This is a genomic window from Streptomyces sp. NPDC004732 (genome assembly GCF_040609235.1).
Taxonomy (GTDB): Bacteria; Actinomycetota; Actinomycetes; order Streptomycetales; family Streptomycetaceae; genus Streptomyces.
Window position 1 is genome coordinate 635,055 of sequence record NZ_JBEXJR010000005.1, and the last position, 14,724, is coordinate 649,778.

Here is a 14,724-nt window from a genome sequence, read left to right on the forward strand (position 1 = left end):
ACCAACTGTTTCTGAAGGAGTGGAAATCATGGCCCCTGGTGCCATGACCCGTTTCACCGAGTCCCTCGCCGACGCCAAGCCGGTGTCCTTCTGGCTCGACGACCCCGGCAGGCCCGCCCCCGAGCCCGCACTGACCGGCGACGAGCGGTGCGACCTGCTCGTCGTCGGCGGCGGGTACAGCGGCCTGTGGACCGCGCTGATCGCCAAGGAGCGCGACCCGCGGCGCGATGTGGTCCTCGTCGAGGGCCGCGAGGCGGGCTGGGCAGCATCCGGCCGCAACGGCGGCTTCTGCGCCGCCTCGCTCACCCACGGCATCGCCAACGGCCTGTCCCGCTGGCCCGGCGAGATCGGGAAGCTGGAGGAGCTCGGCGCCCGCAACCTCGACGAGATCGAGGCGGCCGTCAAGCGCTACTCCATCGACTGCGACTTCGAGCGCACCGGCGAGATCGACGTCGCCACCGAGCCGCACCAGCTGGCCGAACTCCGCGAGATGTACGAGGAGATGGCGGAGCACGGTCTGGCGGAGGGCTCCGAGCTCCTGGACGCGGAGGCGCTGCGCGAGCACGTCGACTCGCCGACCTTCCTCGGCGGGCTCTGGGACCGCGAGGGCGTCGCCATGCTGCACCCGGCGAAGCTGGCGTGGGGCCTGAAGCGGGCCTGCCTGGAGAAGGGCGTACGCATCTACGAGCACACGCCCGCGCTGGAGCTGGCCTCCTCCGGGGCGGGCACGGCGATCCGCACGCCGTACGGCAGGGTCTTCGCCCAGCACGTCGCGCTCGCCACGAACGTCTTCCCCTCGCTGGTCAAGCGCCTGCGCCCGTACACCGTGCCGGTCTACGACTACGCGCTGATGACCGAGCCGCTGACCGACGAGCAGCTGGCGGCGATCGGCTGGAAGAACCGCCAGGGCCTCGGCGACAGCGCCAACCAGTTCCACTACTTCCGGCTCTCCGCCGACAACCGCATCCTGTGGGGCGGCTACGACGCGATCTACCCCTTCGGCGGGAAGGTGCGCGCCGAGTACGACGACCGGCCCGAGACGTACGCGAAGCTCGCCGGGCACTTCTTCACCTGCTTCCCGCAGCTGGAAGGGGTCCGCTTCACGCACGCGTGGGGCGGCGCGATCGACACGTGCTCGCGCTTCTCGGCGTTCTTCGGCACGGCCCACAAGGGCCGCGTCGCGTACGCGGCGGGCTACACGGGCCTCGGCGTCGGGGCCTCCCGGTTCGGCGCCGACGTCATGCTCGACCTGCTCTCGGGCGAGCGGACGGAGCGCACGGAGCTGGAGATGGTGCGGACGAAACCGCTGCCGTTCCCGCCCGAGCCGTTCGCGTGGACCGGTGTCGCGCTGACCAAGTGGTCGCTCGCCAGGTCCGACGCCAACGGCGGCAAGCGGAACCTCTGGCTCAAGACGATGGACAAGCTGGGCCTCGGCTTCGACAGCTGAGGGGCCCGACGCCCGCTGTTCAATTGGCGGCCGAAACCCGCGTAATGGTCGGGCCCGAGGCCTGTCTCCCCCGTGACGTGCATGGTGTCGTACACAGGGAAGGCAGGTCCCGGCATGACTGGCTCGGATGACTCGGGGACGAGGTCGGCGATCGAATGGCTGGTGTCGGTGGCGCCGGATCCGGAAGCGTGCCGCTGGGAGTGGGAGCGCAATCCCCTCGGGGTCGCGCTGCTGCCCGCGGGGCGGCGCTGGGACGTGCTGATCCTCCCCGGTGAGCTCGGATATCCCACGCTCGACGTGCTGACGCGCTGCGTCGACCGCCCCGGCCCCGTGCTCGCCGACTTCGGCGACGAACGCATGGGGTTCTTCGTGCCCGCGGGCACGGTCTCGCGCTGGCTCGGCACGGGCGTGCGCGGCGCGGGGCGCGGCACCTGGGTGGTCGTGCCCTACCCGGGCCGGGCCGCGGGCGGCGTCCGCTGGCTGGTCCCGCCGGACGGCTCGGGGACGCTCACCGACCCGGGGTTCCTCGAACTCGCGATGCACGAGGCGGCCGCGCAACTGGCGGGCGACGGAGAGGAGTGAGCTGCCAAAAACCTTGACAACTTCATTGGTCTGGACCAAGTTATGCGCGACCCGCCCTCCAATCCCCCCATGCCCGGAGGCAGTTGTGGATCGCTCTTTGTTGCCCCGAACCAGCCCCGCGAGCCGTGTGAGACGTGCCGCCGTGGTCGCCGTCGCGGCCTGCGCGCTCGCCGCGTCCGGCCTGCTCGCGACCCATGCGACCGCGTCCCCCGAACCGCGGGCCGCCGCCTCGAATGCCGCGGCCGCGCACAGCCTTGTCGGCTATCTGCACACCAGCTTCGCCAACGGCTCCGGCTACACCCGGCTCGCCGACACCCCCGACAGCTGGGACATCATCGACCTCGCCTTCGGCGAACCGACCTCCGCGACCTCGGGGGACATCCGCTTCGACCTCTGTCCCAAGACGGAGTGCCCGAACGTCGAGACCAAGGACGAGTTCAAGGCCGCGATCAAGGCCAAGCAGGCCGCGGGCAAGAAGGTCCTGATCTCCATCGGCGGCCAGAACGGCCAGGTGCAGCTGAAGACCGCGCAGGCCCGCGACACCTTCGTCGCCTCGGTCTCCAAGATCATCGACGAGTACGGACTCGACGGCCTGGACATCGACTTCGAGGGCCACTCGCTCTCGCTGAACGCCGACGACACCGACTTCAAGAACCCGAAGACCCCGGTGATCGTCAACCTCATCTCCGCGGTGAAGACCCTCAAGGCCAAGTACGGCTCCGGCTTCACGCTCACCATGGCGCCCGAGACCTTCTTCGTGCAGCTCGGCTACCAGTTCTACGGCACCGGGAAATGGGGCGGGCAGGATCCGCGCGCGGGCGCGTACCTCCCGGTCATCCACGCCCTGCGCGACGACCTGACGCTGCTGCACGTCCAGGACTACAACTCCGGCCCGATCATGGGCCTGGACAACCAGTACCACTCCATGGGCGGCGCCGACTTCCACATCGCGATGACCGACATGCTGCTCACCGGCTTCCCCGTGGCGGGCGACAAGAACAACGTCTTCCCGGCGCTGCCGCCCCAGAAGGTCGCCATCGGCATGCCCGCCTCCGTCAACGCGGGCAACGGCCACGTGTCCACGGGAGAGGTCAACAAGGCCCTGGACTGCCTCACCAAGGGCAGCAACTGCGGCTCGTACAAGACCCACGGGACCTGGCCGGACCTGCGCGGCCTGATGACGTGGTCGATCAACTGGGACCGCTTCAACAACGGGGAATTCTCGAAGAACTTCGACGCGTACTTCGGGTGATCAGCACCGTCTCCGGCCGATCACCAGCAGCATCGCCCGCAGCAGCACCGCGGCCAGGTACCAGCTCGCCACCACGTCCAGCGGCCAGTGATAGCCGCGCCGCACCAGCCCGAACCCGATCGCCACGTTCAACAGACAGCATCCGATGACCAGTTCGCGGCGGCCGTAGGCGCCACGGAGCAGCGGCAGCAGGAGCAGGACCGCCGCTCCGTAGGCGACCGCGGCCGTCGCCGCGTGGCCCGAGGGGAAGAAGCCGCCGTCGCCCGCCGTGCCGGGCGGGCCCGGGCGGTCGATCACCGCCTTGAGCGGGGCGACCAGCGCGGGCACCGCGGCCATGGCGACGAGCGCGGCGACCGCGGGCAGCCACCACCGGGACGTACCGCCCTGCCGCGCGCGCCAGGCGGCGTACGCGGCCACCGCGACCAGCACCGGCACGGCCACCGCGATGTTGCCGAGGTCGGCGAGGAACTCCGCGGCGCGGTCCGGCAGACGGCTGCCCGCCAGGGCGCGCCCCGCGCGCTCGTCGGCGCGGCGCAGCGGTCCTCCGGCGACGACCTGCCAGGTCAGGAGCGCGAAGAGGGCCAAGAGGGCGACGCACAGCGAGAGGGTGAGGGCCGGCCGTCGCGGGGCCGGGGATGCAGACATGCGCCACAGCCTGGCAGGGATGATCGCCGACGCGTGCGCCAGGGCGTCGGCGCGCGGCGGAAGGCCCCCGCCGGACGATCCGGCGGGGGCCTTCGGCGACGTGCGTGTGCCCGTCCGTGCCAAACGGTCTCAGTGCCCGTGGTCGCAGCACTTGTTCCGCAGCTGCTTGCCCGTCCGGGCCCACTGCTCGCGCTCCTCCGCCGTCACCTGCACCGCGGGCACGGCCGAGACCAGGTCGCTCACCTCGTACGGCACTCCGCCCCGCATCACCGACACCGTGCGCACCAGCGAGTCGAAGTCGGTGAACGGGTCGCCGTCGATCACCGCCAGGTCGGCGAGCTTGCCCACCTCCAGCGTGCCGAGGTCGCGGTCGAGGCCGAAGATCCGCGCGGGCGCGGAGGTCGCCGTGCGCAGCGCATCGGCGGCCGAGTAGCCGCCGCGCCGCAGGGCGCGCAGACCGATGTGGACGCCCAGGCCGGTCGGGATGCCCGGGGAGTCCGTGCCGAGGGCGATCAGTCCGCCGCCGGTCGAGATCCTGCGGTAGATGCCGGTCTCCCGCGCCAGGGTGGCCAGCTGTGCGTCGGTGGGCGGCTGCTCGGCCAGGCTCCGCACCTGGGCGGTCTCCCACGGAGGCATCAGCCGCGTGACCCGCTCGTCGTCGGCGAGGCCCGGTGCCGCGCCGATCAGGGGAGTGGCCGAGAAGGGCGTCGCGACCAGGTGGAAGTCGCCCGTGGCGGTGTAGATCTCCGTCACGTCCTGGTACGCGAGTTCGCCCGCGGACGTCGCGTGGCCGAACTCGGCGCGCTGGGTGGCCTGCAGATGTGTCGTCAGGTCCTGGCCGAGCTGGATGCCGGGGGAGAGGTTGTGGCTGCCGCAGCGCACGCCCATCTCCTCGTGCGCGAAGCGCGTGGCCTCCTCCATCACCCAGCCCGGGGCCCGGACGTAGGTCTTGACGAAGTCCCAGTCGAGGGCCTTGCCCCGGGACAGGGTCAGCCGCAGGCCCTCGCGGGTCGCGTGGACGCGGTTGTCCCACGCGATGCGCGACCCGTCGAGGACCTCGCTCGCGGTCACGAGCCGGGGACCGGCCAGCTCACCGGCGGCGGTGGCCTCGCGCAGCCTCGCCCCTTCGTAGCCGGAACCGCCCATCGACATGGCGCTCGTGATGCCGTACGAGAGGAAGAGGGCGGACTGGCGGCCGCCGTAGATGCCCGGCTGCGGGTGCATGTGGGTGTCCCACAGGCCGGGGATCACGGTCTGCCCGGAGGCGTCGACGCGGCGTCCTGCCGCCCGCCCGGAGCGGTGCGGTCCGACGGCCGCAACGCGGCCCCCGCGGATGGTCACGTCGACGTTCTCGCGGACGCTGTCGTCGACCCCGGAGCCGTCCCAGAAGCGGCCCGCGTGGATGACGGTGTCCGCGGGCGCGGGGCGCCGGTGGTCGAGCGGCAGCTTGACCGTGCGGACGCTGCCGTCCGCCACGGTGAGGAGCCGGAGGCGGCCCGCGGAGAGATAGAGGACGTGGCGGCCGTCGCCCGACCAGGTGGGGTGGTCGGCGGCCTCGGCGGGGAAGGTGCGGGGCTTGCCGTTCGGGGTGCCGTCGGCGGCCACGGGCAGCAGCCACAGCGCGGATTCGACGACGGCGGCCAGGTGGCGGCCGTCGGGGGACCAGACGGGACCGTTGCTGTTGCGGTCGGAGATGGAGGTGTGCGGCGCCACCGCGTGGGTCCGTGCGGATCCGTCGGCCGTGTCTATCACGCGGATGAGGTTGTAGCCCTCGCGGAACCGCTGGTTGATCCGGTTGCGGAAGCTCACCGCGACATGGCGTCCGTCGGCGGACCAGCTGGGCCTGCCGGACAGCTCGCCGCCGGGCGGGCTGGCGGCAAGCACCTTCTCCTCGCCGGTCCGCAGATCCCGCACCAGCAGATTCGTCGCGAGGTCGAAGCAGGCGAGGCGGTTGCCGTCCGGGGAGAGTGCCGCCTGGATGCGCCCGCCGGACGCGAGCACCGTCTCCTTGCCGGTGGCCAGCTCCCGGCGGCGGACGGCGGGCATGCCGTCGCGGTCGTCGGAGTACAGCAGCGCCTTGCCGTCGGGCGTCCACGCGGCCGCGTAGAGGTACCCGGTCTCCTTGGCCCGCGTCACCCGGCGTGGCGCCCTGCCGCCCGAGACCTCGCCCACCCAGAGGGAGTTGAGGGCCGTGAAGGCGACCTGCTTGCCGTCGGGGGAGAGCACGGGCAGGTCGAAGGCGCGCACGGGGCGGCTCCCGGTGCCGTCCAGGTCGAACGTCTTGAGCCGGTAGTCCGGCCGGTCGAGGGGCAGCGGCGCGGTGAAGGGGATGTCCTTGCGGGTGCCGGGGTCGTCGGGCCGTACGACGGTGAACTGGCCGTCGACCGTGAGGAGCAGCTCCTTGGCGGAGATCCAGCGGGGCGGCGCGGGCTCCACGTCACCGCCCACCGCGACCGCTTCGCCGTCCACGACGAGGGCGCAGGCGGCGTTCGGCGCCGCCGTCGTGCGCAGATACGCCAGGGTGCCGTTCGAGGAGACGGCGGGCACGAAGATCTGGGCGGTGGTGGCGTCGGTGTGCTCCACGGTCACGGCACCGCTGCCGTCGGCGGCCACGGAGGCGATGGTGCGGGCGTCGAGCGCGCCCGACTTCACCGCGGCGCGGACGAAGAGCACCCGCTTCCCGTCCGGCGACCAGACGGGGTCGAAGTCCTCCCACGCGCCGTCCTGCACGGGGCCTGACTGGCCGGGCCGCCCGGTCAGCCGGGTCAGCTCGCCGGTGGCCAGCTCAAGCACCCAGATGCGGAAGGGGGCGCCGGTGACCGGGTCGCCGCCGCGCTCGGAGGAGAACGCGATCCGCTTGCCGTCGGGCGACCAGGCGGGGCCGCGGTCGTCCCAGTCGCCCTCGGTGCGCCGGGTCAGCTCGGAGCCGTCCGGCTTCAGCGTCCAGATGTGGAAGTTGCCCGTGCGGAACGCGCAGACGGCGATCAGGCGGCCGTCGGGCGAGTGCACCGGACGCGTCGGCTCCAGGTCCGCCGGGGTGAGCGGCACGGCGTCGCCGCCCGTGCGCGGCAGGGACCACAGCACGCCCTGCACCTCGGCGATCATCCGGTCGCCCGCGAGGGACGCGGCGCCGTTGGTGGTGGCGGTGAAGCGCAGCCGGGTCGCGGCGGCCGCGGTACCGGCAGCCGGGGCGGCGGCGTGCGCGCTGCCGCTGCCGATGCCGGTGAGCGCACCCGTCGTGGCAGCGGCACCGGCGGCCGTCGTCGTCTGCAGGAAACGGCGGCGCGATATGTAGGGGATGCTCAACTTTTCTCCCGCGAAGGCCTGTTGGTGACGCTGACGGTGAACGGTGAAGCTGACGGTGAGCGGCGACAAGACAGTGCTTCGCGATCTTCACGCAGAGCGCCGGTGGCGAGGAGCGCTGCGCAGGATCACGGCAAAAACGACCTGCCTCGCGCAGGAAGGCGCGTTATACAGGGAGTTGTGAGAGCCCATTCGCCGACCGGCGGCGCAGCCGAGCCGCGCGCGGCGGATCCGGACCTCGACAGCCTTGACCTGCGGATCGTCAGCGCCCTGCAGATCGAGCCGCGGGCCTCGTGGGCGAAGGTCGGCGCCGTGCTCGGGGTGGACGCGGTCACCGTCGCGCGCCGCTGGAACCGGCTGCGGGCGGCGGGCCTCGCCTGGGTGACGGCGTACGAACCGGGGCCCGCCGGGGGCCGCTTGGCGGTCGTCGAGGTGGAGTGCGCGGGCCATCCCCTTGATGTGGCCGACTCGATCGTCGACGACCCGGAGTGCCGGTCGCTCGACCTCACGTCGGGCGGGCGCGATCTGCTGGTCGGTGTCGGCGCTGCCGACGAGGTGGCGCTGGCCGACTACCTCCTGAAGCGGCTCGGCACCGGGCCGCAGATCCGGGCCGTGCGCACCCAGCTCGTCACGTCCTTCGTCCGGGAGGCGGGCGACTGGCGGCTGGGGGAGCTAGCCGCGGACCAGGCGGCGCGGTTCACCGACCAAGGCCTGCGCGAACCGGGCGCCCCCACGGAGCCGACCGCCCTCGACCGCGCGGTGCTCGCGGCCCTGCGCACGGACGGACGCATGCCCGCCACCACCATCGCGGCCCGCACCGGCGTCCCCGTGCGCCGGGCCCGCGACGCCGTGCACCGCCTGCTAATGCACCGGCGGGTGGTGCTGTGGACGGACGTGGCCCGTGCGCGGTGCGGCCGGTCCGTGCAGGCCTGGCTCTTCCTCCAGGTCCCGGCGAGGCGGCTGGCGGGGGCCGCGGCCCGGCTCGCCGGCCTGGACGAGGCCCGGCTGGTGGTGACCACCGTCGGCACGTACAACCTGGCGGTGTGCGTCTGGATGCGGGAGCTCGCGGACGTCACCCGGCTCGAGGCGCAGATCGAGGACGGCCTGGAGGGCGTACGGATCGCGGACCGCTGCATCACGCTGCGGACGGCGAAGCGGGCGGGCAACCTGCTGGACGCGCAGGGACGCAGAACCGGCAGACCGGGCTGACCGGGGAGCCCGTCGGGAGCCGGACATGCCGAAGGGCCAGCACAAGGGGGGGAGTGTGCTGGCCCTTCGGTGGCCGACCGGCCCGGACTGTCCGAGGGGACCTGCTCACGCGGGTCCGTCGGGGGAGTCTCCGAAGCGGTCGTCCGGATCGGGGGTCCGCGCGCCCCGGGGGGTTTGGGGCGGGCGGCCGTCCGATCGGTGAGGAGTTCCGGAGCTGGAAGCTCCGGGTGTGCGCGCAAAGGCACGCCCAGGGCGGGGCTGGGGAGGCTCCGCCGTGGTGTCGCCCGCAGTTCCCTGCGGGCGGGGTGTTTCTCTCATCTGCAGAAACCGTACGGCAGGCGGTGGCGGGCCGACAGACGGATCGGCAACCCGTCATGGGGCCCGCACACCTTCTTCACACGCCCCGACGCTCAGACGCGGGCGAAGGCGCCCTCGATGATGTCCAGGCCCTCGTTCAGCAGGTCCTCGCCGATGACCAGCGGCGGCAGGAAGCGCAGGACGTTGCCGTACGTGCCGCAGGTCAGCACGAGCAGCCCCTCGGCGTGGCAGGCCTTGGCCAGGGCCGCGGTGGCCTCGGGGTTCGGCTCCTTGGTCGTACGGTCCTTGACCAGCTCGATGGCGATCATGGCGCCGCGGCCGCGGATGTCGCCGACGATGTCGAACTTCTCGGCCATGGCGGTGAGGCGGGTCTTCATGACCGACTCGATGTGCTTCGCCTTGGCGTTGAGGTCGAGCTCCTTCATGGTCTCGATGGCGCCGAGCGCACCGGCGCAGGCCACCGGGTTGCCGCCGTAGGTGCCGCCGAGGCCGCCCGAGTGCGGGGCGTCCATGATCTCGGCGCGGCCCGTGACGGCGGCGAGCGGCAGACCGCCCGCGATGCCCTTGGCCGTGGTGATCAGGTCGGGGACGATGCCCTCGTCCTCACAGGCGAACCACTGGCCCGTACGGCAGAAGCCGGACTGGATCTCGTCGGCGACGAAGACGATGCCGTTGTCGTTCGCGTACTTCACGATCTCCGGCAGGAAGCCCTTGGCGGGCTCGATGAAGCCGCCCTCGCCGAGCACCGGCTCGATGATGATCGCGGCGACGTTCTCGGCACCGACCTGCTTGCTGATCATGTCGATGGCCTGCTTGGCGGCCTCGGGCCCGGCGTTCTCCTCGCCCGTGGGCCAGCGGTAGCCGTAGGCCACCGGGACGCGGTAGACCTCGGGCGCGAACGGACCGAAGCCGTGCTTGTACGGCATGTTCTTGGCGGTCAGCGCCATCGTGAGGTTGGTGCGGCCGTGGTAGCCGTGGTCGAAGACGACGACGGCCTGGCGCTTGGTGTGCGCGCGGGCGATCTTGACGGCGTTCTCGACGGCCTCGGCGCCGGAGTTGAAGAGCGCCGACTTCTTCTCGTGGTCACCCGGCGTGAGCTCCGCAAGCGCCTCGGCGACGGCGACGTAGCCCTCGTACGGCGTGACCATGAAACAGGTGTGGGTGAACTGCTCCAGCTGCGCGGCGGCGCGGCGCACGACGGCCTCGGCGGACGCGCCCACGGAGGTCACGGCGATGCCGGAACCGAAGTCGATCAGACGGTTGCCGTCGACGTCCTCGATGATGCCGCCGCCCGCGCGCGCGGCGAACACGGGCAGCACGGAGCCCACGCCACCGGCGACCACGGCGGTACGGCGGGCCTGCAGCTCCTGCGACTTCGGACCGGGGATGGCGGTGACGACGCGGCGCTCCTGCGGAAGGGCAGTCATGAGGGGCTCCTGTTGCTGACGGGGGTGGGGCGACGATACGGACGCTCTACTGCTTTCTTCGCAGGTTAGGGGCGAGGCCATGGGGTGGGCATGCTCCATGGGGGAGTCGTTCGGCGTGGCGGTTGTCCGTGGTGGACATAGCGGAGCGTTCGTCGCGAAGGCGCCCGCCGGGGCCGGATCGCCGCGGGCCCGGGCGCGTATCCGGTGAACTCCCCCTGCGGGGGCACTAGATTGACCCGCGAACCAAGAGAGCGGCAGGCCAGGGGGCAAGAATCGTGGATTCCGACGGCACGCAGGACGCGCAGGGCACCCATGCCACTCCGGTGCCGCGCCCGGCGTCGCCTCCGAACGGGTCCGTGGTGCCTTCGCACGGGTCCATGGCGCCGCCGCCCCGGCCCGCACAGGCCCCCGGGGCGCCGCCGTTGCCCGACGGGGCGGCCTTCCTCGCCTGGCTGCGCGCGCCGCGGCCCGCCGCCCTGCCCGGCATCTGGCGGTTCGCACACAGGCCGCGGCCCGCGCAGGAGCCCGAGACCGTGCCGACCCGGCAGCTGCTGAGCGGGGCGCTGATCTCGTTCCTGGTGGGGTGGCTGCTCTGGTCGCTGCTGTGGAACAACTACCTGGGCGGTTGGTGGGTGCTGCCGATCGAGCTGTTCCTGCCGGACGCCTGGATCTACAGCGGAAACAAGGTCGGCAACGCGTTCGTCTGGTACAGCTATTACACCCTCATCGCGCTCGCCATCATGATCGGCGTCGGCAAGGTCGGCCGCTGGGGCGAGGTCTGGCGCCGCTTCTTCGCCCCTCACCTGCGCCGCCCCGACGCGCCCCCGCCGCCGCCCGCCCCCGAGGAAGACCCCGCCCGCTGGCCGCAGCTGCGGGCCGCGGGCGCGGAGGCCGCCGCCGACCGGCTCGCCGCCGACGCGGGGGCCGGACTGATGCGGGACGTGGACCACGCGAGGATCGCGCGGGCCTGGCGGTCCGTGCGGGCCGGGCGCAGCCCGCTCGCCGTCTTCACCGACGCCGTCCTGCGCGACGGCGCCCGCGCCTGCCCGCACCCCTCGGGGGACCGGGACCTGCCCGCGCGGGCCGCCCGCCACGACCTCGCCACGGCGCAGGTGCGCATCGGGACGACCGCCGACGACCCCCGCAACCCCTACGCCTACCGGAGCACCGGGCTCGCGCTCGGGCCCGAGCTGCTCGGCACCTCGCTGCTCGCCGTCGGCCCCGGCGGCTCCGGCAAGACCGCACGGGTGGTGTGGCCGCTCGCCGAGTCGCTGTGCCTGGGCGCACTCGCCGGGCGGGCGGCCGTGGTGGTCGTCGGGGCCGCGGGCGCGGGGCTCGGGCCCGCGGAGGACTACGACGTGGTGGTGCGGATCGGGCAGCCCGACTCCGTGTACGACCTCGATCTGTACGGCGGCACCAACGACCCCGACGAGGCCGCGGCCGTGCTCGCCGAAGCCCTCGTCGGCGACCTCGTCGACCCCCACCCCAGCGGCGACAGCCGCCGCTCCACGACCTGCCTGGCCCAGCTCCTCGGCCCCTTCCTCGCCGTCCACCGGCGCTTCCCCTCGGTGCCGGAACTGCGCGCCCTGCTCGACGGCTCGCCAGGACCGCTCGGCGCCCTGCGCAAGGCGTTGCAGGCGGCGGGGCAGGACGGGATGATCCGCGAACTCGACGCCCGGGAGCGCCAGCTGGGCCACCCCGGCGACCCCGGCGCGGTCCTCGCCGACCGCATCGCACTCCTCGACCGCCCGGCCTTCGCCCCGTTCTTCGACACCTCGGGCCGCAGCACCCCGTTCTCGCTGCGGGCCCTGGACCATCCCGTACGGGTCCGCATCGACCTCCCCGAGCGCGGGCACGCCGACGCCTCGCGGATCCTGGCCCGCCTCGTCCTCGCCCAGTTCACGGCGACCGCCGCCGGGCGCGAGGACCGCTCGCTCTTCGCCTGCCTGGTCCTGGACGACGCGTCGGGCACGGTCACCCCGGAATCCGTACGCCGCATCCAGCGTCTGCGGTCCGCCAACGCGGGCGTCGTCATGACCTTGCGTACGCTCGACGACGTACCCCGGCCCCTGCGCACACCGCTCCTCGGCGCGATCGGCTGCCGCATGGCGCTCTCCGGCCTCACCCCGTGGGACGGCCAGGACTTCGCGGAGGTCTGGGGCAAGGAGTGGACAGAGGCGCGCGATGTGACCGACCGGCAGATCATCGCCGAGACCCCACTCGGCAAAACCGTGCACATGCTGCGCCGCGTCATCACCGGCAACGCGCCGACCGCCCGAGCCGTCACCGTCCGTCAGGTCGAGCGCGAGCGCTGGTCCGCCTCCGAGCTGGCACACGGGGTGCCGCCGGGGCACGCGGTGCTTTCGCTGACCGATGTACGCGGGGAGCACGCGCCCCCGCTCCTGGTGGACCTGCGCTCCTGAAGCCGCGCGGGCCCGGCCTGAAGCGGTGTGGACGGGGCACTCGGAAATCCCGGCGCGGACGAAAGACGAGATGAACCGCCGGATCACACGTACGTGGTGTTCGGTCTCTGTCGCACCATACGGTGAGGCAGAATCGACACAGGTCGTTCATACGGACCGGCCAAAAGATCCACATCGCGAAGATCCCGTCGCGCCCACCCGCCCCGCCTGCCGCAGACCTGAAGGTCCCATGCCGCCCACGCTCGCCTCGCTCGTCCACCACTCCGCGCTCAAGCTGACCGTGCGCGCGGGCGAGGAACGCCTGGACACCCCGGTGCGCTGGGCGCACGCGAGCGAGCTCGCCGACCCCGTGCCCTACATGGAGGGCGGCGAACTCCTCCTCATCACCGCGCTCAAGCTGGACGCGGAAGACCCGGACGCCATGCGGCGGTACGTGAAGCGGCTGGCCGGTGCCGGAGTCGTCGGGCTTGGCTTCGCCGTCGGCGTGCACTACCCCGACATCCCCAGGGCCCTCCTCGACGCCGCGACCGACGCCGGTCTGCCGCTCATCGAGGTGCCCCGGCGCACCCCGTTCCTCGCCATCAGCAAGGCCGTGTCGGCCGCCATCGCCGCCGAGCAGTACCGCGCGGTGACTGCGGGCTTCGCCGCCCAGCGCGAGCTGACCAAGCAGGCGCTGAGCGACGGCCCCGAAGGGCTGCTGCTCGCGCTCGCCGGACAGGTCGACGGCTGGGCCGCGCTGTACGACGCGTCGGGCGCCGTCGTCGCCGCCGCGCCGGAGTGGGCCAACCGCAGGGCCGCCCGGGTCACCGCCGATGTCGAACGCCTCAGGGAGCGCCCGGCCCCCGCGAGTTCCGTCGTCGCGGGCGCCGAGGACCGCGTGGAGCTGCACTCGCTCGGCACGGGACGCAGGCCGCGCGCCGCGCTCGCCGTCGGCACCGAGTCGACCCTCGGCACCGCCGAGCGGTACGCGGTGCACTCCGCCATCGCCCTGCTCACCCTGACCACCGAGCGCTCCCGCTCCCTGCACGCCGCCGAGCAGCGGATCGGCGCGGCCGTGCTGCGGATGCTGCTCGCGGGGGAGCCCGACCACGCGCGGACCGTCGCGGGCGAGCTGTACGGCGGGCTCCTCGACGCGCCGTTCCGCCTCGTCGTCGCGCAGGTGGCGTCCGCGTCCGCGGCGCGGGTGCGGGCGGGCGCCGAGGGCAACGGCGAGGCTTCCGGCGCGAACGACACCGGACCTGGCACCGCCTCCGCCGCGGTGCTCGCCGCCGTGGCCGACGCCTCCGGCAACGGAGACCCGCTCGCCGGACTCGTCGACGTCGTCGAGGCCGCGGCCGCGCGCTCCGGCGAGGCACTGCTCGTCGTCCCGTACGGGGAACGGCTCGTGCTGCTCGTCGTGGACCGGGGCGCGGGAGCGCGGGCCTGCGCGGAGTATGCGGCGGCGCTGGAGGCGGGGCGCGGCACCACGGGCCGCGACGCCGCCGCTTCCGGCGAGGAGGGCGAGCTGGTGATGGGCCTTTCCGCACCGGCCGGACCCATCGCCGCGGCCACCGCGTACAAGCAGGCCGAACAGGCGCTGTCCGTCGCCCGACGCCGCGGCCGCGCTCTGGTCGAGCACGAGGAGCTGGCCGCGGGGTCCGTCCTGCCGCTGCTCGCGGACGACGCGGTGCGGGCGTTCGCGGACGGTCTGCTGCGGGCGCTGCACGAGCACGACGCGACCGGCCGCGGGGATCTCGTCGCCTCCCTGCGGGCCTGGCTCTCCCGCCACGGCCAGTGGGACGCGGCGGCGGCGGACCTCGGCGTCCACCGGCACACCCTGCGGTACCGCATGCGCAGGGTCGAGGAGATCCTCGGCCGCTCCCTGGACGACCCGGACGTCCGCATGGAGCTGTGGCTGTCCCTGAAGGCGACATCGACGGGATCGGACTGACGCCCCGGTAAGCGGAACGCCCCGTAAGGGGCGCGGGGAACTGCGCGATCAGCCCCCACCGCCCCGCGGGCAGAGAGCGATTCCCCCAGGCCACACGCCGAGGGGCCACCACACATACAAAGCGGCGCAAGGCCCCCGGCCAGCACTCCGCGTCGGATAAACGTCAGCGGCTGCCGCTGCCCCTACGG

7 protein-coding genes and 3 pseudogenes are annotated in these 14,724 nt (G+C 73.1%); 6 read left to right on the forward strand and 4 right to left on the reverse strand.

The genetic code is table 11. The annotated features are described in order from the left end of the window. The first annotated feature begins 28 nt into the window (after positions 1-28). From ABZV77_RS18315 to ABZV77_RS18325, 3 genes and pseudogenes are all read left to right on the forward strand, one after another. Positions 29-1,447, forward strand: coding sequence for an FAD-dependent oxidoreductase (locus tag ABZV77_RS18315; RefSeq protein WP_356257400.1), 1,419 nt, complete (start codon positions 29-31; stop codon positions 1,445-1,447). Between the two features lie 114 nt (positions 1,448-1,561). Continuing rightward, the gene (locus tag ABZV77_RS18320; RefSeq protein WP_356257403.1) at positions 1,562-2,029 is read left to right on the forward strand and encodes a hypothetical protein; all 468 of its coding nucleotides are present in this window, start codon (positions 1,562-1,564) and stop codon (positions 2,027-2,029) included. Between the two features lie 244 nt (positions 2,030-2,273). Further along, a pseudogene (locus tag ABZV77_RS18325) lies at positions 2,274-3,281 on the forward strand (chitinase); the annotation flags it as partial. 3 nt (positions 3,282-3,284) lie between these two features. Here the strand turns inward: ABZV77_RS18325 and ABZV77_RS18330 are convergent. Further along, positions 3,285-3,926: pseudogene (locus ABZV77_RS18330) on the reverse strand (phosphatase PAP2 family protein); the annotation flags it as partial. A gap of 129 nt (positions 3,927-4,055) precedes the next feature. Then, complete coding sequence (locus ABZV77_RS18335; RefSeq protein WP_356257406.1) at positions 4,056-7,232, reverse strand: amidohydrolase family protein; 3,177 nt, start codon at positions 7,230-7,232, stop codon at positions 4,056-4,058. A 177-nt stretch (positions 7,233-7,409) separates the two neighbouring features. Here ABZV77_RS18335 and ABZV77_RS18340 point away from each other — a divergent pair, with 177 nt between their 5' ends. Next, positions 7,410-8,438 carry an AsnC family transcriptional regulator gene (locus ABZV77_RS18340; protein ID WP_356257409.1) on the forward strand — a complete coding sequence of 343 codons (1,029 nt, stop codon included), beginning with the start codon at positions 7,410-7,412 and terminating at the stop codon, positions 8,436-8,438. 156 nt (positions 8,439-8,594) lie between these two features. On the opposite strand, the pseudogene ABZV77_RS18345 reads toward ABZV77_RS18340, so the two are convergent. Both ABZV77_RS18345 and gabT read right to left on the reverse strand, forming a co-directional pair. Further along, positions 8,595-8,756 (reverse strand): annotated as a pseudogene (locus tag ABZV77_RS18345) (phosphoesterase); the annotation flags it as partial. A gap of 92 nt (positions 8,757-8,848) precedes the next feature. After that, positions 8,849-10,183, reverse strand: a complete 1,335-nt coding sequence (gabT, locus tag ABZV77_RS18350) for a 4-aminobutyrate--2-oxoglutarate transaminase (RefSeq protein ID WP_356257412.1) — start codon at positions 10,181-10,183, stop codon at positions 8,849-8,851. Positions 10,184-10,458: 275 nt separating this feature from the next. On the opposite strand from gabT, the gene ABZV77_RS18355 reads away from it, so the two are divergent. Together ABZV77_RS18355 and ABZV77_RS18360 are read left to right on the forward strand one after the other, a co-directional pair. Further along, positions 10,459-12,606, forward strand: coding sequence for an ATP-binding protein (locus ABZV77_RS18355; RefSeq protein ID WP_356257415.1), 2,148 nt, complete (start codon positions 10,459-10,461; stop codon positions 12,604-12,606). A 229-nt stretch (positions 12,607-12,835) separates the two neighbouring features. After that, entirely contained in the window at positions 12,836-14,536 is a 1,701-nt protein-coding gene (locus ABZV77_RS18360; RefSeq protein ID WP_356257418.1) for a PucR family transcriptional regulator, read from the forward strand. The last annotated feature ends 188 nt before the right edge of the window (positions 14,537-14,724 follow it).